The sequence below is a fragment of the Salarchaeum japonicum genome, assembly GCF_020614395.1.
GTDB classification, from domain to species: Archaea; Halobacteriota; Halobacteria; order Halobacteriales; family Halobacteriaceae; genus Salarchaeum; species Salarchaeum japonicum.
Map to the genome: position 1 here is coordinate 781,958 of NZ_CP085324.1, position 26,767 is coordinate 808,724.

Annotated in this window: 31 protein-coding genes; 17 read left to right on the forward strand and 14 right to left on the reverse strand. The window is 68.3% G+C overall.

Features of this window, described 5'->3' with window-relative positions:
• Positions 1-133: 133 nt before the first annotated feature.
• Genes LI334_RS04465 through LI334_RS04475 form a run of 3 tightly spaced genes read left to right on the forward strand, consistent with a single transcriptional unit; the run spans position 134 to position 890 of the window.
• A complete protein-coding gene (locus tag LI334_RS04465; RefSeq protein ID WP_227261974.1) occupies positions 134-586 on the forward strand; it encodes a DUF7528 family protein in 453 nt (150 codons plus the stop codon).
• Positions 587-617: 31 nt separating this feature from the next.
• The gene (locus LI334_RS04470; protein WP_227261975.1) at positions 618-707 is read left to right on the forward strand and encodes a DUF1028 domain-containing protein; all 90 of its coding nucleotides are present in this window, start codon (positions 618-620) and stop codon (positions 705-707) included.
• Positions 708-743: 36 nt separating this feature from the next.
• Positions 744-890, forward strand: a complete 147-nt coding sequence (locus tag LI334_RS04475) for a hypothetical protein (RefSeq protein ID WP_168219989.1) — start codon at positions 744-746, stop codon at positions 888-890.
• A 216-nt stretch (positions 891-1,106) separates the two neighbouring features.
• Here the strand turns inward: LI334_RS04475 and LI334_RS04480 are convergent, their stop codons facing one another.
• From LI334_RS04480 to LI334_RS04490, 3 genes are read right to left on the reverse strand one after another with little or no spacing between them, the layout of a single operon-like run.
• Positions 1,107-2,696, reverse strand: coding sequence for an SLC13 family permease (locus LI334_RS04480; RefSeq protein ID WP_227261976.1), 1,590 nt, complete (start codon positions 2,694-2,696; stop codon positions 1,107-1,109).
• 50 nt (positions 2,697-2,746) lie between these two features.
• The gene (locus LI334_RS04485; RefSeq protein WP_227261977.1) at positions 2,747-2,986 is read right to left on the reverse strand and encodes a hypothetical protein; all 240 of its coding nucleotides are present in this window, start codon (positions 2,984-2,986) and stop codon (positions 2,747-2,749) included.
• A gap of 57 nt (positions 2,987-3,043) precedes the next feature.
• The gene (locus LI334_RS04490) at positions 3,044-3,304 is read right to left on the reverse strand and encodes an amphi-Trp domain-containing protein (protein ID WP_227261978.1); all 261 of its coding nucleotides are present in this window, start codon (positions 3,302-3,304) and stop codon (positions 3,044-3,046) included.
• A gap of 76 nt (positions 3,305-3,380) precedes the next feature.
• On the opposite strand from LI334_RS04490, the gene LI334_RS04495 reads away from it, so the two are divergent.
• Positions 3,381-3,620: a hypothetical protein gene (locus LI334_RS04495; RefSeq protein WP_227261979.1), complete on the forward strand. Its 240-nt coding sequence runs from the start codon at positions 3,381-3,383 to the stop codon at positions 3,618-3,620.
• Here the strand turns inward: LI334_RS04495 and LI334_RS04500 are convergent, their stop codons facing one another.
• Positions 3,621-4,859, reverse strand: a complete 1,239-nt coding sequence (locus LI334_RS04500) for an AI-2E family transporter (RefSeq protein ID WP_227261980.1) — start codon at positions 4,857-4,859, stop codon at positions 3,621-3,623. It lies immediately after the preceding gene.
• A 79-nt stretch (positions 4,860-4,938) separates the two neighbouring features.
• Here LI334_RS04500 and LI334_RS04505 point away from each other — a divergent pair, with 79 nt between their 5' ends.
• A complete protein-coding gene (locus LI334_RS04505) occupies positions 4,939-6,240 on the forward strand; it encodes an MgtC/SapB family protein (protein ID WP_227261981.1) in 1,302 nt (433 codons plus the stop codon).
• Positions 6,241-6,296: 56 nt separating this feature from the next.
• Positions 6,297-7,673, forward strand: coding sequence for a class-III pyridoxal-phosphate-dependent aminotransferase (locus LI334_RS04510; protein ID WP_227261982.1), 1,377 nt, complete (start codon positions 6,297-6,299; stop codon positions 7,671-7,673).
• Between the two features lie 35 nt (positions 7,674-7,708).
• Here LI334_RS04510 and LI334_RS04515 read toward each other — a convergent pair whose 3' ends face one another.
• Positions 7,709-8,098, reverse strand: coding sequence for a CBS domain-containing protein (locus LI334_RS04515; RefSeq protein WP_227261983.1), 390 nt, complete (start codon positions 8,096-8,098; stop codon positions 7,709-7,711).
• Between the two features lie 39 nt (positions 8,099-8,137).
• On the reverse strand, positions 8,138-8,461 hold the full coding sequence (locus LI334_RS04520) for a hypothetical protein (RefSeq protein ID WP_145848388.1): 324 nt from the start codon (positions 8,459-8,461) through the stop codon (positions 8,138-8,140).
• Positions 8,462-8,589: 128 nt separating this feature from the next.
• Between LI334_RS04520 and LI334_RS04525 the strand changes: the two genes are divergently transcribed.
• Positions 8,590-9,507, forward strand: coding sequence for an HhH-GPD family protein (locus tag LI334_RS04525; RefSeq protein ID WP_227261984.1), 918 nt, complete (start codon positions 8,590-8,592; stop codon positions 9,505-9,507).
• On the opposite strand, the gene LI334_RS04530 is transcribed toward LI334_RS04525, so the two are convergent.
• On the reverse strand, positions 9,504-9,905 hold the full coding sequence (locus LI334_RS04530) for a hypothetical protein (RefSeq protein WP_227261985.1): 402 nt from the start codon (positions 9,903-9,905) through the stop codon (positions 9,504-9,506). The genes LI334_RS04525 and LI334_RS04530 overlap by 4 nt on opposite strands.
• Before the next feature lie 107 nt (positions 9,906-10,012).
• Between LI334_RS04530 and LI334_RS04535 the strand changes: the two genes are divergently transcribed.
• Genes LI334_RS04535 through LI334_RS04555 form a run of 5 tightly spaced genes read left to right on the forward strand, consistent with a single transcriptional unit; the run spans position 10,013 to position 15,274 of the window.
• On the forward strand, positions 10,013-10,600 hold the full coding sequence (locus LI334_RS04535) for a thymidine kinase (protein WP_227261986.1): 588 nt from the start codon (positions 10,013-10,015) through the stop codon (positions 10,598-10,600).
• A 24-nt stretch (positions 10,601-10,624) separates the two neighbouring features.
• Entirely contained in the window at positions 10,625-10,888 is a 264-nt protein-coding gene (locus LI334_RS04540; protein ID WP_227261987.1) for a hypothetical protein, read from the forward strand.
• A 44-nt stretch (positions 10,889-10,932) separates the two neighbouring features.
• Positions 10,933-12,999 (forward strand): OB-fold nucleic acid binding domain-containing protein, encoded by a 2,067-nt coding sequence (locus LI334_RS04545; RefSeq protein WP_227261988.1) that lies wholly within the window; start codon positions 10,933-10,935, stop codon positions 12,997-12,999.
• Between the two features lie 38 nt (positions 13,000-13,037).
• A complete protein-coding gene (locus LI334_RS04550; RefSeq protein WP_227261989.1) occupies positions 13,038-14,684 on the forward strand; it encodes a tRNA uridine(34) 5-carboxymethylaminomethyl modification radical SAM/GNAT enzyme Elp3 in 1,647 nt (548 codons plus the stop codon).
• A gap of 35 nt (positions 14,685-14,719) precedes the next feature.
• Positions 14,720-15,274, forward strand: a complete 555-nt coding sequence (locus LI334_RS04555) for a carboxymuconolactone decarboxylase family protein (RefSeq protein WP_227261990.1) — start codon at positions 14,720-14,722, stop codon at positions 15,272-15,274.
• On the opposite strand, the gene surE is transcribed toward LI334_RS04555, so the two are convergent.
• Both surE and LI334_RS04565 read right to left on the reverse strand, forming a co-directional pair.
• Positions 15,269-16,048, reverse strand: a complete 780-nt coding sequence (surE, locus tag LI334_RS04560) for a 5'/3'-nucleotidase SurE (protein WP_227261991.1) — start codon at positions 16,046-16,048, stop codon at positions 15,269-15,271. The two genes, LI334_RS04555 and surE, sit on opposite strands and share 6 nt — an antisense overlap.
• Before the next feature lie 39 nt (positions 16,049-16,087).
• Positions 16,088-16,858, reverse strand: a complete 771-nt coding sequence (locus LI334_RS04565; protein WP_343750105.1) for a ZIP family metal transporter — start codon at positions 16,856-16,858, stop codon at positions 16,088-16,090.
• A gap of 155 nt (positions 16,859-17,013) precedes the next feature.
• On the opposite strand from LI334_RS04565, the gene rqcH reads away from it, so the two are divergent.
• From rqcH to LI334_RS04580, 3 genes are all read left to right on the forward strand, one after another.
• Positions 17,014-19,101 (forward strand): ribosome rescue protein RqcH, encoded by a 2,088-nt coding sequence (rqcH, locus tag LI334_RS04570; RefSeq protein WP_227261993.1) that lies wholly within the window; start codon positions 17,014-17,016, stop codon positions 19,099-19,101.
• A 68-nt stretch (positions 19,102-19,169) separates the two neighbouring features.
• Positions 19,170-20,237, forward strand: a complete 1,068-nt coding sequence (locus tag LI334_RS04575; RefSeq protein WP_227261994.1) for an mRNA surveillance protein pelota — start codon at positions 19,170-19,172, stop codon at positions 20,235-20,237.
• A 56-nt stretch (positions 20,238-20,293) separates the two neighbouring features.
• On the forward strand, positions 20,294-20,491 hold the full coding sequence (locus tag LI334_RS04580) for a hypothetical protein (protein WP_227261995.1): 198 nt from the start codon (positions 20,294-20,296) through the stop codon (positions 20,489-20,491).
• On the opposite strand, the gene LI334_RS04585 is transcribed toward LI334_RS04580, so the two are convergent.
• Genes LI334_RS04585 through LI334_RS04595 form a run of 3 tightly spaced genes read right to left on the reverse strand, consistent with a single transcriptional unit; the run spans position 20,488 to position 24,311 of the window.
• On the reverse strand, positions 20,488-21,213 hold the full coding sequence (locus tag LI334_RS04585; RefSeq protein WP_227261996.1) for an MBL fold metallo-hydrolase: 726 nt from the start codon (positions 21,211-21,213) through the stop codon (positions 20,488-20,490). The two genes, LI334_RS04580 and LI334_RS04585, sit on opposite strands and share 4 nt — an antisense overlap.
• A gap of 32 nt (positions 21,214-21,245) precedes the next feature.
• Entirely contained in the window at positions 21,246-21,641 is a 396-nt protein-coding gene (locus LI334_RS04590; protein WP_227261997.1) for a DUF6789 family protein, read from the reverse strand.
• A 39-nt stretch (positions 21,642-21,680) separates the two neighbouring features.
• Complete coding sequence (locus LI334_RS04595) at positions 21,681-24,311, reverse strand: ATP-dependent helicase (protein ID WP_227261998.1); 2,631 nt, start codon at positions 24,309-24,311, stop codon at positions 21,681-21,683.
• 236 nt (positions 24,312-24,547) lie between these two features.
• Here LI334_RS04595 and LI334_RS04600 point away from each other — a divergent pair, with 236 nt between their 5' ends.
• Positions 24,548-25,096, forward strand: coding sequence for a hypothetical protein (locus LI334_RS04600; RefSeq protein ID WP_227261999.1), 549 nt, complete (start codon positions 24,548-24,550; stop codon positions 25,094-25,096).
• A gap of 47 nt (positions 25,097-25,143) precedes the next feature.
• Positions 25,144-25,320, forward strand: coding sequence for a hypothetical protein (locus LI334_RS04605; RefSeq protein WP_227262000.1), 177 nt, complete (start codon positions 25,144-25,146; stop codon positions 25,318-25,320).
• Between the two features lie 41 nt (positions 25,321-25,361).
• Here the strand turns inward: LI334_RS04605 and LI334_RS04610 are convergent, their stop codons facing one another.
• Both LI334_RS04610 and LI334_RS04615 read right to left on the reverse strand, forming a co-directional pair.
• Positions 25,362-25,742 (reverse strand): hypothetical protein, encoded by a 381-nt coding sequence (locus LI334_RS04610; protein WP_227262001.1) that lies wholly within the window; start codon positions 25,740-25,742, stop codon positions 25,362-25,364.
• A 38-nt stretch (positions 25,743-25,780) separates the two neighbouring features.
• A complete protein-coding gene (locus tag LI334_RS04615) occupies positions 25,781-26,731 on the reverse strand; it encodes a zinc-dependent metalloprotease (RefSeq protein ID WP_227262002.1) in 951 nt (316 codons plus the stop codon).
• Positions 26,732-26,767: the final 36 nt, after the last annotated feature.

The window sequence follows — 26,767 nt, forward strand, 5'->3', positions numbered from 1 at the left end:
CGCCGTCCGCTGGCCGCGCCACCCTTCATGAACTCTGGGTCTGCACGACCCCTACACTTATCCGTGGGCGTGCGATACAGTCACGTGATGTCTCAACACACGGTTTCCGTGTCCGAGGATAGAGTAAGCCGCCGTGAGGCGGCTGGTCGAGAAATTCTCGTCCAGTAAGCCTTCTCCCACCGCGACCGCCGACGGCGCGACGGTTCACGTCGAAGTCGACGGCCACGTCCACGGCCTCAGCCGCGAGCAGGCCGACGCGTTGCGCGACGAACTCGAAGACGCGCTCACCGCCCGCCAGGAGTTCCTGAACACCGCCTGCGAGCGACGCCTCGACGGGGCGTTCGTCGTCGAGCGCCGGGGCGCGGACTCCGCCGGCCACCGGAAGGTGTTCGAGTCGTTCGACGAGGTCGCTCGCCTCTTCGACCGGCTTCCGGCGGAGTTCACGGCCGAGGACTTGTCCGCGACCGGGCTCACCGGCGGGCGTCGCCACATGGTACTGTGGTTCTTCGTCGAACACCCCGACTTCGCGTGTTCGCTCGCGAGCCGACAGCCGCTGACCGCGGCCAAGGACGGGGGTGAGTCGTAGGTTCCTTGGGCGTCCCGTCGAACCGTCGTGTGTGATTTTCAGTATCGTCGCGCGCGACCCGGGGACGGGCGCGGTCGGTGTCGCGGTCTGGCACGGCCTGAGCCGGCTCGACCGAAAGTAGCCGGGACTTTTCCGAACGCGCGCCATACTCCCGGGTATGCGCGACGAAGACGAGATTCGAGAGCAGTACGAGTTCCTCGTCGAACAGCTCGAATCGGAGGAGATGAACCACAAGGGCGTTCGCGAGATGTTCACGTACTACAAACGTGCACTCGGATGGGTGTTGGAGGAAGAATACATTTAGCGGCAGACGTTCCAGACGCCGATACCTTTATCCTTGTAGGGGCGTTTGATTCGGGTGACGCTTCGCTTGGAGGGCCGAAGCGTCAGCGGGGACCAATTCAGGGCGGCAGCGACCCCGGGTTTTCCGGGGTCATGCCTTTCCCCTTCTGAACTACACTACGTAGCGTCCGCTCCGCGGTTTTCTCGCCTCAGAAAACTAGGGAGCGGTGCGTCCGGCCTACCAGAGGATGGCGGGCCAGACGAAGTAGAAGAGCGCGGTGATGAGCGCCGTCAGGACGAGCGTCATCAGGACGTTGAGGACGACGCCGGCGCGCATCATGTGTTTCTGCCGGATGTAGCCGCTGCCGAAGACGATGGCGTTCGGCGGGGTGGCGACGGGGAGCGCGAACGCGAAGCTCGCGGCGACCGCGCCGGAGACGGCGAGGAAGACGGCGGCGGCTTCGGGGACGACGCCGAGCGTGCCGGCGAGCACGCTCCCGAGGCTGACGAGCACGGGCACGACGATGGTCGCGGTCGCGGTGTTCGAGGTCATCTCCGTGAGGAAGATGATGAGCAGGACGACCGCGAACACGATGGCGAGCACGGGCGCGTCCGTGAGGTTCGTGAAGATGCCGGACGCGATCCAGCGCGTCGCGCCGGTCGCGGCGAACGCGTCGGCGAGCGCGATACCGCCGCCGAACAGGAGGATGGTTCCCCAGTCGATGTCTTCGAGGTCGTCCCACTCGACGGTGTCCGCGAGGACGAGCGCGGGGATGGCGTAGAGGCCGACCATCACGTAGTAGAGGAGGCCTTGGTGGCCTTCGACGCCGAGCAGGGTTTCGCCGGACCCGCCGTAGAGCGTCGTCCAGAACGCGCTGGAGAGGTCGAGACCGAGGACGGTTTCGAGGAGCCAGTGGAGCGGGCCGCTGAGGCCGCCGAGAACCCAGAGGCCCGCGGTCGCGGCGAAGATGTAGGCGACGCGGCGGGCGCGCGGCCCGAGGTCGCCCTCCTCCGCGAGGTACTCGCGGGCCTGTTCGCGGGCGTCGCTCACGTCACTGATTTCGGGCGGGAACAGCCGGAACGTGAGGACGTACCAGACGATGGGGAGCGTGATGACGACGATGGGGAGGCCGATGATGAGCCACTCCGCGAAGCTGATGGAGTAGCCGAGTTGTTGTTCGAGGACGGCGGCGACGACGGCGTTCGGCGGCGTGCCGATGAGGGTGCCGACGCCACCCACTGAGGCGGCGTACGCGGTGCCGAGCAGGGTCGAAATCTGGATGTTCGAGAAGGACGCGGCGTCGTCGCTCTGCTCCTGGACTTCGTCGCGGCCGACGACCTGCGCGAGCACGCCGAGCGCGATGGGCGTCATCATCGCCGTGGTCGCGGTGTTGGACACCCACATCGAGAGGAGAGCGGTCGCGATCATTATCGCGCCGATGAGCCGCCGGGGCGTCGAGCCCATGCGCGCCATGATGTAGAGCGCGATGCGGCGGTCGATGTCGTACTTCTGGAGCGCGTTCGCGAGCATGAACCCCGCGATGAAGAGGAAGATGAGGTGGTCGGCGAACCCGGTGAGCGCGGCGTCGATGTCCGGGTAGACGCCGAACGCGGTGAGCAGGACGGGTATCGAGAGCGCGGTGACGGCGAGCGGTATCGCGCCGGTCACCCAGAGCACGGCGGCGAAGACGAGGGTGGCGAGCGCGTACTGTCCCTTCAGTGAGAGGCCGGTGAGGTCGGGGCCGAACCCGACGACGACGGCGAGTAATGCAGCCACGAGGAACGTGGCGAGTCGGCCGCGAGGACTCCGAATATCCATCTGTATCATTGATACAGCGTCCGGTAACCACCCCTATACGTAATGATTTTCGATACGGGTTAGAAGTGCCGTACCAGCACCCGCACCTGCTCGTCGCTGAGCTCCGCCGCGTACAGCTCGAAGAGCCGCCGCCGCCGGTCGCCCGACAGCCCGCGACTCCCGGATTCGAGCATCGAGACGTGCGCCTGCAGGATGCCGTCCATCTCGCGCTCGACGCCGCGCTGCTCGTAGCCGGCGGCCACCCGGAGCAGTCGCCACGCGAGCGGCGACACCGCCGAGAGGTCTACCTCGTCGTCCATCCGTGTCGAGCGTCGCACACGGCCGCTAAAGTAGTGTCGTCCTGCACCCTCCCGCGGTCACGCGACTTCGAACCCGCCGCCGGACGCCCCGCTCGCGTCCTCCGCCCACTCCAGTTCGAGTTCGAGGCTCGTCTCCGCGCCCTCGCGCTCGACCTTCACCTCGAACTCCACCGTCTCCGGCGGATTCACCGTGAGTTCCTCGTCGCCCGACCGGAGCGTCACCGCGCCGTCGTCGAGTCGGTCGGCGACCGACCGCAGGTAGTCCGCGACCGCCGCGCGCGATTCCTCCGTCTCGCTCTCGAACAGCACTTCTTCCATACCCGAGTGCACGCGCCCCGGCCGCATAACCGTGGTGACGACACGCTTACCCCGCGCAGACCCGTGCGCTCGCGTGATGGGCTCGCGCACGCGCACCGCGCTCGTCAGCCTCGCCGCCAGCCTCGCCGTCAGCGCCGCCGTCTACCACTACACCGGCTGGTTCGTCTTCTTCATCGCGCTCCCCTTCGTCCCCCTCCTCTTTCGCGAGGACGAGACCGAGCCGCCCGTCCGCGAGTGCCCCGAGTGCGGCTTCTCCACGCGGGACGCCGACTACGACTTCTGCCCCCGGGACGGCGCTCGACTCGTCGAACGCTGACTACTCGTCGGACTCCTCGCCCGCTCCCGTTTCGCCGTCCGCCGACGCCGTCCGCTCGGCGTCCCCGTCCGTCTCGGCGTCCGCGTCGGCGGTCGGTTCGGTGTCGTCGCCCGCCACGTCGTCCGCGGGTTCCTGGTCGGTGTCGTCGGCGAGGAGGCCGCCGATTGCTTCGGACTCTATCGGGCGGCCGGCGATGAGTTCGGGGAGGACGAGTTTCACGAAGTGCACGAGGAGCACGAGGAGCATCGGGCCGAGGAAGATGCCGTACCAGCCCCAGAGGAGCGGGCCGAAGATGTACGCGAGCATCACCATCCCGAGGTGGAGGCCGCGCCCGGAGACGTACGGGCGGAGGACGAGGTCGGGGATGACGTCCACGATGAGGAAGGAGACGACGAAGAAGAGCAGGGGGAACCAGAGGAGGGCGGTGCTGGTGGAGACGGCGATGCCGGCGAGGTAGGCGAGCAGGGGGATGTAGACGAGTTTGATGCCGACGACGGGGATGAGGCTGGCGACGCCGGTGAGCACGCCGAGCAGGACGGGGTAGGGGATGCCGAGGCCGGTGGGCGCGACGTAGTCGAGCGCGCTGTACGAGATGCCGCCGATGATGCCCGTGAAGACGGCGTTGAGGATGTTCCCGAAGAAGATGTTCGAGAAGTCGTGGTCGACGCGCGCGAAGTACGCCTCGACGACGCCGTCCGCGTCGGAGAACCGGCGGCGGAACCACCGGGCGAGCCGGTGGTCGTCGCGCAGGAGGTAGAACGCCATCGTTATCATCACGAACAGGTGGAGCGCGGCGTTCCCGATGAATCCGAGGTAGCCGGACGCGTTCGAGACGAACACCTGCGCGGCCTCCACGAAGTTCGGGTCGTCGAGCAGCGACTGGGGGTCTTGGACGATGCCGGAGACGTCGAAGTAGGGCTGGAGGATGGCCTCCAACTGGGTGAGTTCGATGTCGCGCGCGGCGAGGAACTTATCGAACTCCTGGAGGCCGACGGCGAGCGTGTACGCGAGCAGGAGGAGCGCGGGGAGCGCGAGCGCGAGCAGGCTGATGGCGGCGGCGAGACTCGGCGGCCGGACGCGCTTCTTCAGCCGGCGGTAGACGGGCCGGGTGGCGTAGTAGAGGAAGACGCCGAAGACGAATGTTCCGAGGAAGCGGTAGACGACGAACGCGAGCGCGAGCGCGAGGAGGGAGCCGGCGGCCCACCAGCCGGCGCGCGCCCGGTCGTAGTCGAACTCCATACGTTCGGGTGGCCGGGTGGAACCAAAAACCTTCCACCCTGCCGCATCGCTTATCACCCCGGGTCGGTAAGTCGCGTGAGTGCCGCTCGGAGTCGAGTCCATCGTTGCGTCGCCGCCCCTCGACACCAGCGTCGCCCGTATCGCCATCGCGGTCGCGCTCGGGTTGTTCCTCGGGCTCGAACGCGAGTGGTCGCAGAAGGCCGCGGGCATCCGGACGTTCGCCCTCATCAGCGTGCTCGGCGCTATCTTCGCGCTCCACGATTCGGCGCGGTGTGCGGGCGACGGCGTCTGCGTGCCCGTGCTCGTCCCCGTCGGCGGCCTGTTCGTGACGGTGCTCGCGGGCGTCCTGATGTACAACGGGATGGCGTCCGACGAGGGCCTCCACCTGACGACATCGGTGAGTCTCGTCGTCGCGTACGGCGTCGGCGTGCTCGCGGCGCTCGGCGAACTCCTGCCGGCGACGGTGGTCGCGGTGACGAGCAGTCTCCTCCTCGTCCTGAAGCGCGAACTCCACGGGTTCGCGTGGGGGCTCAACCGCGAGGAGATGCGGTCGGTGACGGAGTTCGCCATCCTCTCCTTCGTCGTCTACCCGCTCCTCCCCGCGGGCACCGTTCCGGTCGCGCTCGGCCCCGCGACGGTCGAAATCGAACCCCGGGTCGTCTGGCTGATGGTCGTGTTCGTCGCGGGCATCGGCATCGCGAACTACGTCGTCGTGAAGACGTACGGCTCGAAGGGCATCGCCGTCACGGGCTTCTTCGGCGGCCTTGCGTCCTCCACGGCGGTCGTCGGGACGATGCTCGACCACGTCGGGGAGCGCGCGGAGGCCGCGGCGTACGCCGTCGCGGGCGTCCTTCTCGCGAACGCGGCGATGGCGCTCCGCAACCTCCTCATCGTGCTCGTGTTCACGCTCGGCGGCCGGCCGCTCTGGCCGGTCGTCCCGCCGCTCGCCGTCGTCGTCCTCGGGAGCGTCGCGGTCGCCGCGCTCACCGCCGACTGGGGCGAGAGCGTGCCGATGGACCTCGACAGCCCGTTCTCGACGCGGAACGCGCTCTCGTTCGGCGCGATGTTCGCCGTCGTGCTCGCGGCGGGCGGACTGGCGGAGGCGGAGTTCGGCGCGCTCGGGTTCTACGCGACCGCGGTCTTCTCGGGACTGGTGTCGAGCGCGGGCGCGACCACGTCCGCCGTCGTCCTCTACCGCACCGGCGGCCTCGACTCGCACACCGCGGTCGTCGCGGTGTTCCTCGCGACCGCGTCCAGCATCGGCGTGAAGGTCGCGCTCGCGGCGACGAGCACGAACCGCGCGTTCGCCCGCCGTGTCGCCGCGTGGAGCGTCGTCCTCCTCGTCGCCGGCGGCCTCGTCGCGGCCGTCTCCACGATGTAATACTTGCCGCGGACGAAACGGACACCTTTTACCTCGGGGGCGTGCCTCCTACCAGCATGGACCGGGAGACAGCAGCGCCGAGCGTCACCGAGATGCCCGGCGAACGCGCGAAGCAGTGGGCCGACCACCACGGCCAGCACGCCGCCCCGAGCACGTACGTCTACGACTTCGTCTGGGACACCTCCGAGTGGGCGGAGGGCCCCTTCTGCACCGACGTGGACGGGAACGTCCTCCTCGACTTCACGAGCCACGTCGCGTCCGCCCCGCTCGGGTACAACAACCCGAAAATCATGGACGAACTGGAGGACTTCGGCCTCGTCGACCCCCTGAAAATCGCCGGCCAGGACTTCTACGTCTCGAACGGCGGCACGCCCGACGACCCCGAGATTCCGGGGCCGACACAGCTCCTCGACCGCCTCACGGAGGCGACGAGTCACTACGACCTCGACACCGCCTTCCTCTCGAACTCGGGCGCTGAAGCGGTCGAGAACGCCATCAAGATCTGTTACGCCGACGGCGGCCACCGCGCGATAACGACCGAGGGCGCGTTCCACGGCCGCACCCTCGGCGCGCTCAGCCTCAACCGCTCGAAGTCCGTCCAGCGCCGCGGCTACCCCGAGATTCCGGGCGTCCTCAGCGTCCCCTACTGCTCCTGCGAGGGCGAATGCACCTGTGGCTGGAAGACCGACGGCCCCGGCGGGAACGCCCTCGCCGACCGCCTCCACCCGACCCGCGGCAACATCCCCGCCGAGGAGGTCTCCTTCCTCATCATCGAACCCCAGCAGGGAGAGGGCGGCTACCGCGTCCCCAGCGACGAGTTCGCGCGGGACATCGCCGACCTCAAAGCACAACACGGGTTCAAGATAATCTCCGACGAGATTCAGGCCGGCCTCGGCCGCACGGGCGAGATGTGGGGTATCGACCACCTCCCCTTCGACCCCGACGTCATCACGTCCGCGAAGGGGCTCCGCGTCGGCGCGACCGTCGCCAACGAAGACTTGTTCCCCGAGGAGAAGGGCCGGCTGTCCTCGACGTGGGGCGCGGGCGACATCCTCGCGTCCGCCCAGGGCGTCGCCACCCTCGACGCGATTCAGGAGCACGACCTCGTCCGGAACGCCCGCGAGCGCGGCCGCCAGCTCACCGAACTCGTCACCGACTACGACTCCGAGTACGTCGTGGACGTGCGCGGCCGCGGCCTGATGTTCGCCATCGAACTCGACACCAAAGACCGCCGCGAAGCCCTCGTGAAAGCCGCGCTGGAGCGCGGCCTCCTCACGCTCGGCTGCGGGTACAAGGCGCTCCGCCTCCTCCCGCCGCTCGACGTGACCGCGCGCGAAATCGAACTCGGCACGAGCATCCTCTTCGACGCGCTCGAAAGCCCGCGCGTGAAACAGGCGAGCCCGAGCCTCGAACACTCCGAGGACGCGGCCTAACCGCGAAACGACCGTAGAACGTTTCTGACGCCTAATTACGCGGCAGTGGAGAGGTAGGCGGTGATGTCCGTCGTGGATATCATGCCGATGACGCCCGCGGTGTCGTCCACGACGGGGATGTGGTGGATGCCGTGGTCGATGAGGGTTTCCGCGACGTCCACGATGGGTTCGTCCGCGGTGACGGTGACGAGGTCGGTGCTCATGTACTTCGAGACGGGGTCGTCGCGCGTAATCGCGCCGTCGGCGGCGATGGCGACGAAGTCCGTGGCCGTGAGGATGCCGACGAGTCCGTTCTCCTCGTCCACGACGACGACGGAACTGATCTCGTTGTCCCGCATCACGGACGCGGCCTCCTCGACGGGCGTGTCGGGCGTGACGGTCTGAATCGGCGCGGACATCAATCGACCGACGAAAATGTCTTCCATACCCGCTGGTTGTACCACCACCCACAAAGGGGCTTTCGCTTAGTACTGGTAGCGCCGACCGTCCTCCTCCGTCTGCGGGAACTCCCGGCCGCCCGTCATCTCCTCGAAACTCATCCCCGAGAGGTACTCGTCGTACGTCGCGTCGTACTCGCTCCGCAGGTGGAAGTCGAGTTTCCCCGACTGGACGAGCGTGTCGAAGAACTGGTGGACCGCACGCCCCACGAGGTCGTCCACGTCCTCGGGGTCGAGCGCCGCCGACAGCATCGCCAACTCCGTCCGGGTCTCGCGGTCGAGCGACACCGCGTGGTCTGCGAGTTCCGCGTTCTGTTCCTCCACGGCGTCCTGCAGGTCGTCCAGACTCATACCCCCGCGTTCTCGCGGACGCGGAAAACGCCTTTCGCCTCCCCGCGAACCGGTCGCTCCCCGCGTGCCGTTCGACGGCCCGCCGGGAACCACAACCGAGTTACCCGGCGCGACCCACGGTTCGCGTGATGAGTGAGGCCGAGGCCGCGGACTGCCTGCCCGAGGACGTGGACGCCGTCCGGAACGCCCTCGTCACCTGGTACGAGGACGACCACCGCGACTTCCCGTGGCGGAACACGGACGACGCCTACGAGATTCTGGTGTCTGAGGTGATGAGCCAGCAGACCCAGCTCGAACGCGTCCGCGAGGCCTTCAACGAATTCCTGAACAAGTGGCCGACCGTCCACGACCTCGCCGCCGCGAGCCGGGGGGACGTGGTGGCGTTCTGGACGGGGCACTCGCTCGGGTACAACAACCGCGCGCGCTACCTCCACGAGGCCGCCGAGCAGGTCGTCGCGGACTACGACGGCCGGTTCCCGGAGTCGCCCGCGGAACTCCAGGAGCTGATGGGGGTCGGGCCGTACACGGCGAACGCGGTCGCGTCGTTCGCGTTCAACAACGGGAACGCCGTCGTGGACACGAACGTCAAGCGCGTGCTCTACCGCGCCTTTTCGGTGCCGGACGACGACGCGGCGTTCGAGGACGCGGCGGGCTTCCTGATGCCCGACGGGGAGTCCCGCGTCTGGAACAACGCCATCATGGAACTCGGGGGCGTGGCGTGCGAGAAAGTCCCGTCCTGCGACGAGGCCGGGTGTCCGTGGCGCGAGCACTGCGACGCCTACGAGTCGGGCGATTTCACCGCGCCCGACGTGCCGACCCAGCCGAGCTTCGAGGGGAGTCGCCGGCAGAAGCGCGGCCGCGTCGTCGCCGCGCTCTCCGAGTACGACGAATTATCGCTCTCCCAGCTGGGGCCGAAGGTTCGCGTGGACTACGGCGGCGACACCGGCGCGGAGTGGCTGCGCGGCCTGCTCGCCGACCTCGAAGACGACGGCCTCGTCGCGGTGGAGGAGCGGGGCGGCGAGACGGTCGCCAGGCTCCGGGACTAAACGGTCTCGTCGAGCGCGTCGAACACGGCGTCGAGCGACGCGTCCCGGGTGACCGCGACGAACACGCCCTCGCCGTCCGCGAGGTAGCGGACGACGTGGCTGTTCGTCATCGTCGCGGTGAACGCGTCGGTGTCGTTGGAGAGCGGGAAGAGGTCGGCGAAGAACTCGCGGTTGTAGAAGTCGTGTTCGACGTGGTCGTGCACGGTCGCCGCGAACGCCTGGAGGCCGTCGAGACCGTCGAACAGGTCGAGGACGGTGCTCGTGGCGTAGAGGACGTGCACGTCCTCGCGGTCGTACTCTGCGACCGCGCGAACGTCGCCGCCGACGGCGTCGTGGAGCGCGGCCACGGTCGCGTCGGCGTCGAAGGAGACGACGTGCGCGTCCTCGGCGTGCGGCATCGATTCGTTCCTCTGCGCCCGGTCGCATAAACGTTCGTTCAGCCTGCGTGACTGGTTCGGCGCGGAGAACGCAACCGTTTTTCTCCTCGCCCGCCCCGGCTTCTCGCATGCACGCCATCACGAACAGCGGGTGGGTGGAGGTCATCACCGGCTGTATGTTCTCGGGGAAGACGGAGGAACTCCTCCGGCGACTCCGGCGCGCGGAAATCGCGGGCCAGGAGGTCGCGGCGTTCACCCCGGCCATCGACGACCGGTACGGCGAGGAGTCCCTCGGGTCGCACGCGGGCAACGAGTGGACGGCCACCGTGGTCGAGAACGACCCCGAGAGCGTCCTCGAAATCCCCGGGAAGCTGAACGGCGAGCAGGTCGTCGCCATCGACGAGGCGAACTTCTTCCCCGCGGAACTCCGCGACGTCTGCGAGAAGTTGGCGGCGGACGGCCGCCGGGTCGTGGTGTCCGGCACCGACCAGACGTTCCGCGGCGACCCCTTCCACCCGCTCCCCGCGCTGATGGCGACGGCGGAGTACGTGGAGAAACTCCAGGCCATCTGCACGGTGTGTGGGGAGCCGGCGACCCGGAACCAGCGCCTCATCGACGGCGAGCCCGCGCACGCCGACGACCCGACCATCATGGTCGGCGCGGAGGAGTCCTACGAGGCGCGGTGTCGGAACTGCCACGAACTCCGCGAGGACTAAGGACGCGCCCGCCGAGCACTCGGTATGCTCGCGCTCCAGCTGGACGACTTCATGGTGGAACTGAAGGACGGCGCGCTGAAGAACGTCGGGCCGTCGAACAAGTCGGGGTCGGCGAAACTGTTCGACACCGAGGAAATCGAGGCGCGCGAGTTCGGGGATAAGCGCGTGAAGGTCGTCGCGGAGGACGACGAAGGCAACGAGGTGCAGGTCGCGTTGTTCCCCGAGCAGGTGCGGGCGCTGGCGGACGACATCGCCGAACTGGAAGCGGAGAGCCGCGTTCTCGAATAGGCTTTCGACAATCGTTTAGGGGAGGGATTACTTCAACTCACTAAATGGGTACGTGTATTATCTGCGGCTCGTCTGTCGACGGTCGTATCTGTCAGACCCACGAAGAGGACGTCGTCTTCGAGTTCCGCGGCGACGACGCGAACCAGCTCATCCCCGGCCGGTACTACGAGGGTACCGTCGACGGCTTCGCCGAGTTCGGCGTGTTCGTCGACGTCGCCCCCTCGGTCACGGGCCTCCTGCACCGGAGCGAGATTCCCGGTCGCATCGAGTCCCTCGACTGGGAGGACGGCGAGACCGTCTACGTCCAGGTGGACGAGGTGCACGGGAACGGTAACGTCGACCTCTCGTGGTCGATCCGGCAGAGCGAACGCGACTTCCGCGGGAAGCTCATCCAGGATCCGGACGCCGAGACGACCGCCGAACTCCCCGAGGACGAGGACGCCGCGCCCGCCGGCGCGGTCGAACAGGTCGAAACCGAACAGGAAGCCGAACCGGAGCCGGAATCGGAGCCTGAACAGGAGGCCGAGTCCGAACCCGAACCGGAATCCGAACCCGAGCCTGAGCCTGAGCCGGAGTCCGACTCGGAGCCTGAACCCGAGTCCGAGGAGTCCGCGGAGCCGGTGCACGTGTCCGCGGGCGAGCTGGAGGAGTTCGTCGGCGAGCTCGTGTCGCTTGAGGGCGAACTCACGTCCACCCGGCAGACGAGCGGGCCGACCGTCTTCGAACTGACGGACGAGACGGGTGTCGTGGAGTGCGCGGCGTTCGTGGAAGCGGGCGTTCGCGCGTACCCCGAAATCGAGACGGGTGACGTAGTTCGGCTCGTCGGCGAGGTCGAGCGCCACCACGGCGAACTCCAGGTGGAGACGGAGGAACTGGACGAACTCACCGGGGACGCCCGGGAGACGGTGCTCGCGCGGCTGAACGACGCGCTGGACGAACGCGCGCGGCCCGACGACACGAGCCTGCTCGTCGAGGACGACGACATCGCGGTCGTCCAGGACGGCCTCGTGAACGCCGCGACCGCGGTTCGCCGCGCCGTCGCGGAGGGCCGCCCGGTCATCGTGCGACACACGGCGGACGTGGACGGCTACGTCGCCGGGGCCGCCATCGAGCGCGCCGTCCTCCCGCTCGTGCGCGAGGAACACGCGGTCAGCAACGCCGAGTACCACTACATCGACCGCCGGCCGCTCGACGGCGACTTCTACGGCATGGAGGCCGCGACGAACGACGTGACCTCGATGCTCGAAGCCGAGCAGCGCCACGACGAGAAACACCCGCTGTTCGTGCTCGTCGGCACCGGGAGCACCCGCGAATCGCTCGACGGACTCGGCCTGCTCGACGCGTACGACGCGCGGAGCGTCGCCATCGACGGCGGGTACGCGGACGGCGAGGCCGCCGACGCCGCGACCGTGCTCGTCAGCCCGACCCAGGAAGGCGGTGACGCCGTCCGGACGGGCGTGCTCGGCGCGCACCTCGCGGCGCTCGTGAACGCGGACGCCCGCGACGACATCGCCCACCTCCCCGCCGCCGCGTTCTGGGAGGACACCCCGGACGCCTACGCGGACGCCGCGAGCGACGCCGGCTACGAGACCGAGGAACTCGCGGACATCCGGGACGCCATCGCGCTCGAAGCGTTCTATCAGTCCTACGAGGACAAGCGCGAACTCATCGCCGACCTCCTCTGGGAGGAGAACGACTCGCTCGCCGCGCACGTCGCCGGCCAGTTCCGCTCGAAGCTCGACACCGAACTGGAGACCGCGCGCCGCCACCTCTCCGCGCGCGGTGAGGGTGGCGTGACGTTCGACGTGCTCGACGTGGGCGCGTTCACCCACAAGTACGACTTCCCGCCCGAAGACCTCCTGCTCGACGCGCTCTTCCGCGACCGGAAGGACGAGGTTGACGTGCTCGTCGGCGCGAACGAGGACGAGATTCGCCTCCGAAGCACCGAGCACGTGGACACGCGCGCGGTCGGCGAAGCCGTCGCCGAGGAACTCCCCGACGCGGGCGTGACGCCGCGCGGCGCTGACGACGGCCACATCGAGTTCCTGCGCGGCGAACGCGACGCCGTCATCGACGCCGTCGTGGACGCCGTCGCCGCCCAACTCGACTAACGACATCCTTTTCCTCGCGTGTCCGCTTTCGTTTCCTAATGAGTTCAGGGTCGGAGAGCGCGTTCGAGGCCGCCTGCGACGAGCTCGTCGACCGACTCCTCGCGGGCGACATCGAGCAGGACGACATCGAGCAGGCGAAGATGGACGTCTGCGGCGAGTACTCCGCGCCGAAGGTGCCGACGCACGCCGAACTGCTCGACTACGCGCCCCAGAGCCGCCGCGAGGAACTCGAAGACCTCCTCCAGCGAAAGCCCGTGCGCACCGCGTCGGGCGTCACGCCGGTCGCGGTGATGACGAGCCCGCACATGTGTCCGCACGGGAAGTGTCTCTACTGTCCCGGCGGCCCCGCCTCGGAGTTCGACTCCAGTCAGTCGTACACGGGCCACGAGCCCGCGGCGGCCCGGGGCGAGCAGAACAACTACGACCCGTACGGGCAGGTGACGCTCCGCCTGCACCAGCTCCGAGAAATCGGGCATCCCGTCGATAAGGTGGAGCTCATCATCATGGGCGGGACGATGACCGCGCGCAGTCACGACTACCAGGAGTGGTTCGTGAAGCGCGCGCTCGAAGCCCTGAACGACTTCGACCCCGAGCAGGAGCCGAAGCCGGCGGAGGGCGTGTCGTTCGCGCAAGACCCCGAGGAGTACGACTTCCGGTACTTGGAGGACGTGAAGACCGAGAACGAGTTCGGGAACGTTCGAAACATCGGGACGACGTTCGAGACGAAGCCGGACTGGTGTGACCCCGAGCAAATCGATAGGATGCTCGATTTGGGCGGGACGAAGGTCGAGGTCGGGGTGCAGACGACGTACGAGCGCATCAACCGCGAGATGCATCGCGGGCACGGGATGCAGGCGTCGATGGACGCGAACCGCCGGCTCCGGGACGCCGCGTTCAAGGTCGGGTTCCACATGATGCCGGGCCAGCCCGGGATGACGGAGGAGATGATTCTGGAGGACTTCCGGCGGCTGTTCGAGGAGCCGGAGTGGCGGCCGGACTACCTCAAGATCTATCCGACGCTCGTCGTGCGCGGCACCCGCATCTACGACCAGTGGCGGCGCGACGAGTTCGAACCGCTCGGGAACGAGCAGGCCGCCGAACTGGTCGCGCGCGTCATGAAGGACATCCCGCGGTACGTGCGGTTGCAGCGCGTGCAGCGCGACATCCCCGCGGACTTCATCGACGCGGGCGTCTGGAAGTCGAACCTCCGTCAGCTCGCGTGGGAGAAACTGGACGAACACGGCTGGACGTGTAACTGCATCCGGTGTCGGGAGGTCGGGATGAACGACGACGACCCCGAGAACGTCGAACTCGACGTGCTGACGTACGAGGCGGGCGGCGGCACGGAGCACTTCATCAGCTTCGAGGACTTCGAGAAAGACCTCCTCGTCGGGTTCGCCCGATTGCGCTTCCCGAACGACCCGGTGCGGCGCGAACTCGACAACGCCGCCCTCCTGCGGGAACTCCACGTCTACGGCGGCGAGACGGGAATCGGCGAGGAGAGCCGGGACGACCAGCACCAGCACCGGGGCTACGGCCGCCGCCTCATGGAACGCGCCGAGGACATGGCCGCCGACGCCGGCTACGACAAACTCTCCGTCATCTCGGGCATCGGCGCGCGCCAGTACTACAAGCAGAAACTCGGCTACGTGCAGGACGGCCCGTACGTGAGTAAGGGCCTGTAGCGTACAGTTATCCCGATTGGTCGCGTGGTGTCGGTATGGATATTCGTGGTGAGCCGCGGGTGCCGTACGTCGAGTCGCGCGAGGAACTCCCGGAGTCGCAGCGCGATGTCTACGACCGGGTAACCGCGGGTCGAGGCAAGGTAATCGGGCCGTTCGGTGTGCTCCTCCACAGTCCGGTGCTGGCGGGTCGTGTGGCGGATTTGGGGAGCTATCTGCGGTTCGAGAGCGCGCTCCCGGAGGGCTTGCGGGAGTTGGCCATCGTGGTGTCGGGCCGGGAGTTCGACGCGGCGTTCGAGTGGGCGGTGCACGCGCCGCTCGCGCGCGAGGCGGGCGTGAGCGAGGCCGCGCTGGACGCCGTACTGGACGACGCGCCGGTGGACGACCTCCCCGCGACGGAGGGGCTGGTGATTCGATACGGTCGCGAACTCTGGCGCGACCACGAAGTCGCGGACGAGACGTATCGCGCGGCGGAAGACGCGTTCGGCGTGCAGGGCGTCGTGGATCTCACCGCACTGCTGGGATACTACGGGCTCGTCGCGTGCGTGCTGAACGCGTTCGAGGTGTTGCCGGCGGCGGAGACGCCGCTATAGTTCGACGAGTCCGCCGGCGGTCGCGCCGGGCGCGACGTCGTGGGGGGCGGTGAGGGGGCTGACGCTGATTTCGTCGTCCACGACGGCGCGGCGGTCGGTGCCCTCGGGGTCGGGCACGTCGCGCTCGAACAGTTCGTTCCAGAACTTGTCGTTGACGTTCACGCCCTGTTCGGTGAACTCGGCTTCGAGTTCGTACTCCTGGGTGGGGCGGGTGACGCGGTAGACGTTGTTCTCGGTCTGTCCCGTCGCGGGGGCGTTGACGGTGAGGTAGTCCGCGGTCGGGAGGAACTCGTCCTCGACGAACCCGGGGAGGAGGTCGTGGACTGCGTCGGCCGCGGTCTCGAACGTCTCGTACTGGGGGTCGTAGCGGCTGCCGGGCGTGTACTCCCAGTCGTACATGGAGACGGCGATGGCGGGGTAGTTGAGGAAGGAGGCTTCCATCGCCGCGCCGATGGTGCCGGAGCGCGCGAGGATGTGCGCGCCGATGTTCGGGCCGTCGTTACAGCCGGAGACGACCACGTCGGGGTCGATGTCGAGCGCGGCGACGCCGATGGCGACGCAGTCCGCAGGCGTGCCCTTTACCGCGTAGCCGTGGTGGCGTTCGTCGTACTCGACTTCGCCCCAGCTCCGGGTCTGGCCGGTGCCGGACTGGTTCTCCTCGGGCGCGACGACGGTCACGTCGTGGGTCTCGGAGAGACGGTCGTAGACGGCTTCGAGGCCGGGAGCGTCGATGCCGTCGTCGTTCGTGAGCAGGACGGAGAGGGACTCGCTCATTGCGAGAGGGTAGCGAGCCACCCCGGTAAGGGGTTGCGGTTACGCGGCGAGCGCCACGTCGAGGTAGAGCATGAGGACGACGCCGAGCATCGTGCCGAGCGTCGCGATGCGCTCGTGGCCGCGCGCGTGTGTCTCGGGGACGATTTCGTCCGAGATGACGAACAGCATCCCGCCGGCGGCGAACCCCATGGCGTACGGGAGGATGCCGGTGGAGAGCTGGATGGCGTACGCGCCGAGGACGGCGATGGGGATTTCGACGACGCCGGCGCGGATGCCGGTGAGCGCGGCATACGTCGAGCGGTCGAACCCGGCGTTGATGGCGGCGACGGAGACGGCGAGGCCCTCGGGGATGTTCTGGAGGCCGATGGCGAGCATCAATGCGAGCGCTTCGCCGACGTTCCCGGAGCCGAACCCGACGCCGACGGCGAGCCCCTCGGGCATGTTGTGGATGGTGATGGCGACGATGAACAGGACGACGGACGCGTACCGGGCGTTCTGCGTCGCCTGGTCGGCGCGCTTGCGGCCGGTGATGAGGACGTGGACGTGGGGCACCCAGCGGTCGGCCTGGTCGAGCACGAGCACGCCGAGGAGGATGCCGGCGACGACCTGGAGCGCGCCCGTGCTCCCGCCGCCGGCGGCGTCGATACCGGGGAGGATGAGGCTGGTGAAGCTCGCGGACAGCATCACGCCCGCGGCGAACCCGAGGAGGCCGTCGAGCGAGCGCTCGCTGGGGTTGCGCCAGACGAGCACGAGCGTCGCGCCCAGCATGTTCATCCCCGCGATGACGATGCCGCCGAGGAGCGCCTGCATCACGGGGTCGCTTCCCGCGATGTCGAGGAAGACGTCTTCGAGCACTACTCCGGCCTCCTGTCGCGTGTCATTGCTCGGGTGGTGGAGTGGCTGGTAGTTAAGCGTTCACGACCCTGGGTCGTTACGTCTTTCCTGTCGCCCCCGCTAGGCGGGGTATGAGCGAGAAACGCGAGATGACGAGCGTCGACCTCGTCGCCCTCACCGCGGAACTCAACACGTACGCGGGGGCGAAAGTCGACAAGGTCTATCTCTACGGGGACGACCTCGTCCGACTGAAGATGCGGGACTTCGACCGCGGGCGCGTCGAACTCCTCGTGGAGACGGGGGAGACGAAGCGCGCGCACGTCTCCGCGCCCGAGCACGTCCCGGACGCGCCGGGGCGGCCGCCGGACTTCGCGAAGATGCTCCGCAACCGCCTCTCGGGCGCTGACTTCCACGCGGTCCGCCAGCACGGCTTCGACCGCATCCTGGAGTTCGAGTTCCGGCGGGAGGACGCGGACACGAAGATCGTCGCGGAGCTGTTCGGCGACGGGAACGTCGCGGTGCTGGACGAGAACGGCGAGGTCGTTGACTGCCTCGAAACCGTCCGCTTGTCCTCGCGAACCGTCGCGCCGGGCGCGCAGTACGGCTTTCCGTCCCAGCGCGTGAACCCCCTCGACCTCGACTACGAGGCGTTCGCGGCGCAGATGCGGGACTCCGACACCGACCTCGTGCGCACGGTCGCCACCCAGCTCAACTTCGGCGGGCTCTACGGCGAGGAACTCTGCACGCGCGCGGGCGTCGAGAAGACGATGGACATCGCGGACGCCGGCGAGGACGAGTACCGCGCGCTCTACGACGCGATGACGCGGCTGTTCGACCCGATTCAGTCCGGCGACCTCGACCCCCGAGTCTACTACGACGAAGACGACGGTGACTCCCGGGTGGACGTGACGCCGGTGCCGCTGGAGGAGTACGCGGGCCGCGAGTCGGAGGCGTTCGACTCCTTCAACGGGGCGCTCGACGACTACTTCACGAACCTCGGCGGCACCGAGGAGGAGGAGGGCGGCGAGGGCCCGACGAAGCCGGACTTCCAGTCCGAAATCGAGAAACAGGAGCGCATCATCGCCCAGCAGGAGTCCGCCATCGAGGACTTCGAGCGGGAGGCCGAACAGGAGCGCGAGAAGGCCGAGTTGCTCTACGGGAACTACGACCTCGTGGACGACATCCTCTCCACGGTTCGCGACGCTCGCGCGGCCGGCCACTCCTGGAGCGACATCGATGAGCGGTTCGCGGAGGGCGAGGAGCGCGGCATCGAGGCCGCAGAACACGTTCAGGGCGTGAACGAACAGCAGGGGACGGTGCGGGTGCGACTGGACGGTCACACCATCAGTCTCGACCCCGAGGAGGGCGTGGAGAAGAACGCGGACGACCTCTACACGGAGGCCAAACGCATCCAGGAGAAGAAGGAGGGCGCGCTCGAAGCCATCGAGAACACCCGGGAGGAACTCGAAGCCGTCCGCGAGCGCAAGGAGAACTGGGAGGCCCCCGAGGAACCCGAGGAACCGGAGGAGGTCGATTGGCTCGCCCGGAGTTCGATTCCCGTCCGGAAGCCCGAGACGTGGTACGACCGATTCCGGTGGTTCCGCACGAGCGACGGCTTCCTCGTGCTCGGCGGGCGGAACGCCGACCAGAACGAGGAACTCGTCTCCAAGTACATGGACGGCTACGACCGCTTTTTCCACACGCAGGCCCACGGCGGTCCCGTCACGATTCTGAAGACGACGGAGCCGAGCGAGCCATCGAAGGACATCGACGTGCCCGACCAATCGCTGGAGGAGGCGGCGCGGTTCGCGGTGACGTACTCGTCGGTCTGGAAGGACGGCCGGGGCGCGGGCGACGCCTACATGGTGATGCCCGACCAGGTGTCGAAGACCGCGGAGTCCGGCGAGTACCTCTCGAAGGGCGGGTTCGCCATCCGGGGCGACCGCACGTACTTCCGGGACATCGCGGTCGGGTGCGTGGTCGGCATCCAGTGCGAGGGCGAGACGCGCGTCGTCGGCGGGCCGCCGTCCGCCATCGAACCACGAGCGGAGACCGTGGTGGAGCTCGAACCCGGCGAGTTCGCGCAGGGCGACGCCGCGAAACGCATCTACCGCGAGTTCCGCGAGCGGTTCGCGGACACGTCGTTCGTGCGGAAGGTCGCGAGCCCGGACGAGATTCAGAAGTTCATGCCGCCGGGCGGGAGCCGACTCGTCGAGTAGTCGTCCCGGCGTCCGGTCTCGCCGTTCGGATAACAGGACACTTACCCCGAGGACTGGTAGGCCGGGGTATGCAAGTGAAGGAGTGGACGTCGGTCGAGGGTGGCCGCGAGCGGGTCACGCTCGTCCCGGAGTCCCTCGACGACCTCTGGCATCTCACGTACGTCGTCGAACCCGGAGACCTCGTCGGCGGTGACACGCACCGCCGCATCCAGCGCAAGGACGACGACATGCGGGACACGGGCGGGGAGCGCGAGCACATGCACGTCACGCTCGACGTGGAGGGCGTGGAGTTCCACAAGTTCTCGAACCGCCTCCGCATCTCGGGCGTCATCGAGCGGTGTAGCCGCGAAGACCAGCTCGGGATGCACCACACCATCAACGTCGAGGAGTACGACGAACTCACGCTGGAGAAACACTGGAAGCCCGACCAGCGCGAGCGCGTGGAGGAGGCGAGTGAGGCGACCGACCAGCCCGATGTGGCTATCGCGACCATCGAGGAGGGGGAGGCGCACATCCACACGGTCGCGCAGTACGGCGTCGAGGAGCGCGGGACGTTCACGGGAACGACGGGGAAGGGCGAGTACGCCCGCGGCCGCGAGGAACTGTTCGGGGAGGTCGCGGCCGCCCTGAACCGGATGGACGCGGACGCCATCATCCTCGCCGGCCCCGGGTTCACGAAGCAAGACCTCCTGGATTTCGTGGAGGAGAACTACCCCGACCTCCCCGAGAAAATCACGACCGTGGACACCAGCGGTGTCGGCGGGCGCGGCGTCCACGAAGTCCTGAAGCGCGGCGCGGTCGAGGAGGTGCAGGCCGAGACCCGAATCGCGGAGGAATCGGAGTTGATCGACGAACTCACCGAGCAGATCGCGACGGAGGGGAAGGCCGCCTACGGTATCGAGGAGGTGGAGAAGGCCGTGGAGTTCGGCGCGGTCGAACACCTCCTCGTGCTCGACGACCGCCTGCGCCGCGAGCGCGCGGGCGAGGGCGACTGGGAGGTGGACGTGAACGACCTCATCCAGTCCGTCGAACGCCAGGGCGGGAGCGTCACCGTGTTCAGCCACGAGTACGCGCCCGGCGACCAGCTCAAGAACCTCGGCGGTATCGCCGCCGTCCTCCGCTACCGGCTCGACTAACAGCGGAGTCCGCTTCGCCCCCAGACTTTTTGTACAATCGATGACACGTTCTCGATATGTCGATTCGCGACCCGAACTCCCTCTTCGCGGTCGTCGTCCTCCCCGCGGTCTGCGCGGCGCTCGGCCTCGCGGCGTTCGGCGTGCTCGGCCTGCTGGTCGGCCTTACGCTCCCGCTGGTCGTTCTCGCCAACCTCCCCGAGCGGGACGACCGCATCGCGGAACTCGAAGCGCGCGTCGAGGAACTCGAAGACTAGAACTCGACCGTGTCGCCCTCCCGCGCCAGTTCCACGTCGCCGCCGTAGTGCTCGCGAATCGAGTCGAGCATCGCCTCCTCCCTGCCGTCGGTGTGCGGGTAGCGGTGGGTGAGGTAGACGGTGCCGTAGTCGTTCCCGGCGAGCGCTCGGCCGAGCGCGCGCGGCGTCGGATGGTTCGACACGTCCACCTCGTCGGGGAACGAGCAGTCGTGCACGAACACGTCGGTGCCGTCCGCGAACGCGGCGAGGTCGTCGAACGCCTCCGAGTCCCCGCTGTACGCGAAGTCACCGATGCGATAGGCGAAACACCGCATGGAGTGCCGGGTCTCCATCGAATCCACGTCGAACCCGGCGACGGAGAACTCGCCCTCGATGTCGCGGAGCGTGAGGTCGACCCTGTCCCGGAGGTAGTCGTGGACGTCCAGCAGGCCCGCCACGAGGTCGGTGGTTCCGGGCGGCCCCGCGACGGTGAGGGACTCCTCGCCCGCGAGCCACCGGGCCTTCAACAGGGGGAGGAGGTCGCTCACGTGGTCGGTGTGGTGATGGGTGAGGAGGACGGTGTCCACGCCCTCGTAGCCGGTGGGAGTGGCGGCGAGTCGGTGGAGGACGCCGCTCCCACAGTCCACGAGCAGGGTGTTCTCGTCGTCTTCGAGGAGGAGGCCGGACTGGACGCGCTTGCCGGTCGGCATCGCGCTCCCGGTGCCGAGAAACGTGACGCGCATACCCCGACTCGTGCGGGGAGGGAGAAAAGCGTCTAGAAGTCGCTCGCGAACTCGACGTGGCTGTACGTCAGGAGGTAGCCGTACGCGAGCGCCGCGAGGCCCGCGACGGCCGCGCACATCGCCACCTGGTCGGTGTTCAGGCAGTCGAGCGCGACGAACCCGAGCCAGACGGGCACGGCGTTCACGAACCCGCCCGCGAGCACGCCGCCCTCGGGGAGGAACGCGAGCGAGTAGTGGTACGCGAGCGGGTAGAGCAGGCCGAGCACGAGGAGGTAGATGGAGAACGCGGCGAGCGCCCCCGTGATGCCCGCGATGTTCACGAACGGGTCAGCTTCGTACCCGATAGCCGGTGCCACACCGTAGAGAACCAGGAAGTGCGCGATGACGCCGATGAGCCCGCCGAACACCGCGCTGGCTTCGCCTCGCATACCCGGTTCGTCTCGGGCGCGAACCAAGAACGTATCGGGTTAGAGGCTCGCCCACTCGACCATCCGCCGGTACGTGTCGTCCGTTCGGAGCGCGTCGGCGTCCCCGACGAGCACCATCGCTTTCTTCGCGCGGGAGAGCGCGACGTTCAGCCGCCGGTAGTCCTCGAAAATCGGGCTCTCCATGTCGTCGGACGCGACGAACGACACGACGATGACCTCCTTCGACGACCCCTGGAAGCGGTCGACGGTGTCCACGGCGACCCCGTCGGGGACGCGCCGCCCGATTTCGGTGACCTGCGCGCGGAACGGCGCGATGACGCCGACCTCCCCGGGTTCGACGCCGGCGTCGAGGTAGGCCTCCACGAGTTCGGTGACGCGCTCCGCCTCGCGGGCGTCCGTGTGCGCGGCGTCGGTTCCCTCGACGTGCTCGAACCGCACGCCCTCGGGGACGCCGGTCACGCCGATGTCCGCGAGTGACTGGCCCGCCACCTCGCCGGTCGCGGGCCGCAGTTGGCCGTCGTAGAACTCGGTCGAACTGAACGCCTGAATCCGCTGGCTCATCCGGTACTGCTGGTCGAGCATCACGCCCGCGTCCGGATACTGCTCGATGAGGCGCTCGAACAGGGACTCGGAGAGCCGGCCGCCCGACCGCACGACCGGCGGCAACTGTTGGTGGTCGCCGACGAGCACGAACCGCTCCGCGCGGTTCGCCGCCGCGAGCGTGTCCGGCTCGGTGAGCTGTGAGGCCTCGTCCACGAGCGCCACGTCGAACTCCTGCGAGCGCAGGATGCGCGACCCGCAGGTCGCCGTGGTCGCCGCGACCACGTCCGCGGACTCCAGTTTCTCCGCCTGCTCGCGGGGGTCGCCGGACTTCGACAACCGATACGTCTGCATGTCCTCGCGCACCCCGGACTCCGTGCCGACGCGCACGACGTCCTCGAACCCCTGGGATTCGATGGCGTCGAGGGCGTTGTCCACCGCGCGGTTCGTGAACGCCGACAGGAGCACGCGCTCGCCCCGCTCGACGAGTTCGCGGACGATGCGGGCGATGGTGTACGTCTTCCCCGTCCCGGGCGGCCCGTGCACGAGCGCGAAGTCCTCCGCGTTCAGCGCCCGATTGACGGCGGCGTTCTGCGCGTCGTTGTTGTCGATGAACGTCTCCGTCCCCGACTCGAACCGGGGGTCCTCCCGGCCGAACAGCACGTCACGGCGGCGCTCCTCTGATTTGAGGACGAAGTCGTGGAGCGCCGAGAGCATCCGACTGACGTTCAGGTCGCTCGGGTACACGTCGAGTCGCCGGAGCTCCACGGGTTCGTCCGTCGAGACCACGACCTCGTCCGCGTCGAGGCGTTCGACGCGCGCCATCTCCGCCGTCCCGTGCACGGGGTCGCCGTCGTTCGCCAGCACGCGGTCGCCCTCCCGAATCTTCGAGGTCGCCGCGGACGGTCGCTTCGCGGTGAGCCGCCACCGGCCGTCGGGGAGTTCCTCCCGCGAGTCGGGTTCGAGGCCGACGATGGCGCGGTCGTCGTCCGCCCGTTCGTCCGGGCTCTGCTTCCAGAGCTTCGCGTACTCCCGGTGGACTTCGCGGCGCTCGGCCTCGATGGCGTCGTAGAGGTCGTCGAAGTACTCGCGCTCCGCCTCGGGGAGCTTCCTCCCGATTTGGCCGGCTTTCGACTCCTGGCCGAGTCGGCCGGAGACGACCATGCAGGCGTCCTGCTCGAAGCAGTACTCGCACTTCGCGTTCGCCTCGTAGCCCGTCGGCGTCGTCTCGGACCATTCGAGCGCGGCGAGGTGGTTGCGGGTGCGGACGACGAATTCGAGGAGTCCCTTCCCGATGCTGAACTCCTTCGCGGGGCTGAGGTCGCCGCTCGCCTCGTTGCGTGCCATCGCCGCGTTCTTCGTGTAGAGCAACGTGCCGGTGTCCGCGGGGACGCCGCGTTCCGAGAGCAAGAGCGCGTAGCACGCGGCCTGAATCTTGTCGTGGAAGCGGGGGTCGCGGTTCGTGTTCTTCCCCGTCTTCAGCTCCACGGGCATCCCGCGGCGGATGGCGTCACAGCGTCCCTTGATGCCGAACGTGTCCGACACCAGCGTGTACTCCGACCGCCACTCGTCCTCCTCCGTGAGGAGTCCCTGGTTCAGCCAGCCCTCGATGGCGCTCGCGTTCTGCCGCACGTCCTCCCGCACCTCCGCGAACTCCTTGTCCAGCAATCCGAGTTCGAGGCCGGCCTCCCGGACGCGCTCGTCGATTGCGTCGTCCAGGTCGCGGCCGCGGAGCAGGTCGCCGAACACCTCGTGGACGATAGTCCCCTTCGTCACCGCGTACTTGAGCGGGAGCGCCTGCAGCTTCGAGAGGTAGTACTGGCGCGGACACTGCACGAACTCCCGGATGTCGGTGACGTTCACCAGGAACTCCGGCTCCACCACCACGTACGACTCCTTCCCCGTCGCGTACTCCGTCTCCCCCGCGTACTCGCGCTCCTCCGCGTCCGTCACCACCAACTCCATCCCCGGCGAGAGGTACTCCGCCGACTCCGTCCACTTCCCCCACAGCGACACCTCGTGGAACGAGGCGTCCTCCCGCACCGTCACGTCCAACACGTCGCGCTCCCCGTACTGCGTGCTCACCGACCGAACCTCACCGACCTCGGTGACCTCGCCCCGAACGTTCACATACGGGATAACGGCGGCGCGAGAAAAACGCTGTCGCTCCCCGGAACCGTCTTTACCTCCGCTAACTCACCCGACACCGCTACCGCGTCCGCGAAAGCCCGCTCGCCCCCGTTCGAATCCCCCTCCCGCGGTTGGTCGGCGGGGCGGACTGCGTGGAGTGGGTCGCGGTTCGGGACGCGTTGGTGGTCTGGTTCGAGCGATACGCTTACCGTGGTCACGCCGTAACGTCGGGGTGTATGCGAGTCCGTGACTGGAAGGACATCGTGGAGGACGTCGTGGACAGCGGCGCTGACCCGGACGGCTGGCGGGCCGTCGCCGGCGACCGCGCCGGCGGTGTCGGCGAAGACCTCTACCTCGGGCATCCGAGCGCGGGCGTCTACCAGCTCAAGACGTACGCGAAGAATCCCTACGAAGTGAAGGGCGCGGGCGCGCGGGTGGCGCGGCGGCTGGACGACGAACTCGACTCCTTCTTCCCGGAGAAGACCGGCGGCGGGTTCGCGGTGCAGTCCCCGCCGGAGGACGAAGACGACGCCGAGGAGAAAGCCCAGCGGCTGGAGGAAGTGGTGAAGGCGCACGCGGACGCGCCGACGACGCCGGACGCGCTGTTCGAGGACGTGATGGACGCCATCGACAGCCCCGCGTTCGGCCCGATGGAGTACGACCAGTACGGCCGGCCGGAGGAACTCGACGGTCTCTCCGACACGTTCGAGGAGGCGGAGGAACTGCTGACGGAGGAACTCGACGACCTCATCGAGTCCGACGACGTGGGACGGGGCTTCCAGTAGCCCGGCCTCCCGAACTTTCTTTTGGTCGCTCGCGTCACACACGACCGATGAGCGACAGTCACGACGCAGACCCCGAGCGCGCGGTGTCCCTCCTCCTCGTGGCAGTCGGCGTCGCCGTCGTCGCGTACGGCGTCGTCGCGTCCCGCATCCCCGCGCTCGTCGTGGGCGTGGGCGGGAGCGCGGCCGGCCTGGCGCTGTTCTCCCGGACGACCGGAACGCGGTGAGCGAGACGACGGCGGACGCCCGCACCTGGTCTCGGTGGTTCTCAGTCGCGAGAGCCGTAGATGAGCGACGTGCACTCGTCCACGAACGCGCCGAGGCCCTGCGCCACGTCGCGGTCGAGCGACACGAGCACGCCGCCGCCGCCCGACGGGTCGCGGAAGTGAATGATAGCGGCGGCGTCGTACAGTTCGACGTTCGCCTGGCTGTCGCCGAGCGGGTCGTACCAGTCCGAGTCGCTGATGGGCGTGTAGTCGCGAGCGCGCGCGATGGTGCGGCCGACGGTTCGGCGGAACTCCTCGGTCTTGAGGTCGTCGCGGAGGTAGAGAATCGTCCAGTCGTCCGCGGTGTACCGTATCGCGACGCGGAACGCGTCGCCGGCGCGTTCGTGGACGCGTTCGAGGAGTCGCCGGTACCGCTCTGCCATACAGTCACTCACGCGGCCGACGGGGAAAACGTTCGGGGCTACGCGACCCGCGCGAGCCACCGCCCGGGCGTGTCGAGTTCGTCCCGCCGCGGGAGGTTCTCCGGCGCGTTCCAGACGAGACTCGCGGTCTCGATGCCGCGCGCGTCAACGACGGCGTCGAAGAACTCTCGGCCCTGTTCGTACTGCTTGCGCTTCAGACCGAGACCGAGCAGGTGGCGGAACAGTTTGGTGAGGGGGCCGCCGCCGCGCCGGCGGGCGTCGAGTTTCCGCCGGAGGTCGCCGTACTCGCGGTCGAACGCGCGGTCCATCAGCAACTCGGCGTACCCCTCGACGGCGGTCATCGCGAGCAACACCTCCTCGAACTCGTCGGTGTCGAGGCGGTACTCGTCTTCGAGTTCCGTGATGCCCGCGCGCAAGCGGTCTTCGAGGTAGTCCGCGAGCCAGGGCGCGGCCCCGAACTCGGCGGCGTGCGTGACCTCGTGGAAGGCTATCCAGCGCCGGAAGCGCGCGAGCGGCACGTCCAGGGACGCGGCGGCCTCGACGATGTTCGGGTGGACGAAGTAGAGTTCGTGCGCGTCGCCGTCCGCGAGCAGGAGGGGGTCGTACTGGCCGAGGACGTTCCGCGCGAGGAAGGAGAGCGCGGCCGCCGCGCCGCCCGTGTTGAGCGTGCGGGAGACGCCGGGAAGAGAGGCAGACGCGTCGTTCACGGGGCGGAACGCGCGCTCGAACGTCCCCGCGTTCGCGTCTATCCAGTGGTGGCGGTTCATCACCGACACCGTCTCGGGCACGTCGAAGTCGAGCGTGGAGACCTCGCGGATGCGCTCGCGGGCGTCCCGCACGTCCCCCGCGTACGCCTCGCGCTCGGCCGCGGTGAGGGTGAGGTCGCCGGGCGGCGTCCCGGCCTTCGCGGCGTCACGAACCGCGTTCCAGTCGACGAGCGAGTCGCCGGACGCGGACGCGACCGCGCGAACGCCCTCGAACAGACTCATACGTGTCCTCCGCCGCCCGACGAAATAGGTCTTGTG

Coding starts and splice junctions, on each gene's coding strand:
- LI334_RS04475 (WP_168219989.1), top strand. CDS start 744: ATGCGCGACGAAGACGAGATTCGAGAGCAGTACGAGTTCCTCGTCGAA.
- LI334_RS04480 (WP_227261976.1), bottom strand. CDS start 2,696: ATGATACAGATGGATATTCGGAGTCCTCGCGGCCGACTCGCCACGTTC.
- LI334_RS04485 (WP_227261977.1), bottom strand. CDS start 2,986: ATGGACGACGAGGTAGACCTCTCGGCGGTGTCGCCGCTCGCGTGGCGA.
- LI334_RS04490 (WP_227261978.1), bottom strand. CDS start 3,304: ATGGAAGAAGTGCTGTTCGAGAGCGAGACGGAGGAATCGCGCGCGGCG.
- LI334_RS04495 (WP_227261979.1), top strand. CDS start 3,381: ATGGGCTCGCGCACGCGCACCGCGCTCGTCAGCCTCGCCGCCAGCCTC.
- LI334_RS04500 (WP_227261980.1), bottom strand. CDS start 4,859: ATGGAGTTCGACTACGACCGGGCGCGCGCCGGCTGGTGGGCCGCCGGC.
- LI334_RS04510 (WP_227261982.1), top strand. CDS start 6,297: ATGGACCGGGAGACAGCAGCGCCGAGCGTCACCGAGATGCCCGGCGAA.
- LI334_RS04515 (WP_227261983.1), bottom strand. CDS start 8,098: ATGGAAGACATTTTCGTCGGTCGATTGATGTCCGCGCCGATTCAGACC.
- LI334_RS04520 (WP_145848388.1), bottom strand. CDS start 8,461: ATGAGTCTGGACGACCTGCAGGACGCCGTGGAGGAACAGAACGCGGAA.
- LI334_RS04525 (WP_227261984.1), top strand. CDS start 8,590: ATGAGTGAGGCCGAGGCCGCGGACTGCCTGCCCGAGGACGTGGACGCC.
- LI334_RS04530 (WP_227261985.1), bottom strand. CDS start 9,905: ATGCCGCACGCCGAGGACGCGCACGTCGTCTCCTTCGACGCCGACGCG.
- LI334_RS04535 (WP_227261986.1), top strand. CDS start 10,013: ATGCACGCCATCACGAACAGCGGGTGGGTGGAGGTCATCACCGGCTGT.
- LI334_RS04540 (WP_227261987.1), top strand. CDS start 10,625: ATGCTCGCGCTCCAGCTGGACGACTTCATGGTGGAACTGAAGGACGGC.
- LI334_RS04545 (WP_227261988.1), top strand. CDS start 10,933: ATGGGTACGTGTATTATCTGCGGCTCGTCTGTCGACGGTCGTATCTGT.
- LI334_RS04550 (WP_227261989.1), top strand. CDS start 13,038: ATGAGTTCAGGGTCGGAGAGCGCGTTCGAGGCCGCCTGCGACGAGCTC.
- LI334_RS04555 (WP_227261990.1), top strand. CDS start 14,720: ATGGATATTCGTGGTGAGCCGCGGGTGCCGTACGTCGAGTCGCGCGAG.
- surE (WP_227261991.1), bottom strand. CDS start 16,048: ATGAGCGAGTCCCTCTCCGTCCTGCTCACGAACGACGACGGCATCGAC.
- LI334_RS04565 (WP_343750105.1), bottom strand. CDS start 16,858: ATGCAGGCGCTCCTCGGCGGCATCGTCATCGCGGGGATGAACATGCTG.
- rqcH (WP_227261993.1), top strand. CDS start 17,014: ATGAGCGAGAAACGCGAGATGACGAGCGTCGACCTCGTCGCCCTCACC.
- LI334_RS04575 (WP_227261994.1), top strand. CDS start 19,170: ATGCAAGTGAAGGAGTGGACGTCGGTCGAGGGTGGCCGCGAGCGGGTC.
- LI334_RS04580 (WP_227261995.1), top strand. CDS start 20,294: ATGTCGATTCGCGACCCGAACTCCCTCTTCGCGGTCGTCGTCCTCCCC.
- LI334_RS04585 (WP_227261996.1), bottom strand. CDS start 21,213: ATGCGCGTCACGTTTCTCGGCACCGGGAGCGCGATGCCGACCGGCAAG.
- LI334_RS04590 (WP_227261997.1), bottom strand. CDS start 21,641: ATGCGAGGCGAAGCCAGCGCGGTGTTCGGCGGGCTCATCGGCGTCATC.
- LI334_RS04600 (WP_227261999.1), top strand. CDS start 24,548: ATGCGAGTCCGTGACTGGAAGGACATCGTGGAGGACGTCGTGGACAGC.
- LI334_RS04605 (WP_227262000.1), top strand. CDS start 25,144: ATGAGCGACAGTCACGACGCAGACCCCGAGCGCGCGGTGTCCCTCCTC.
- LI334_RS04610 (WP_227262001.1), bottom strand. CDS start 25,742: ATGGCAGAGCGGTACCGGCGACTCCTCGAACGCGTCCACGAACGCGCC.
- LI334_RS04615 (WP_227262002.1), bottom strand. CDS start 26,731: ATGAGTCTGTTCGAGGGCGTTCGCGCGGTCGCGTCCGCGTCCGGCGAC.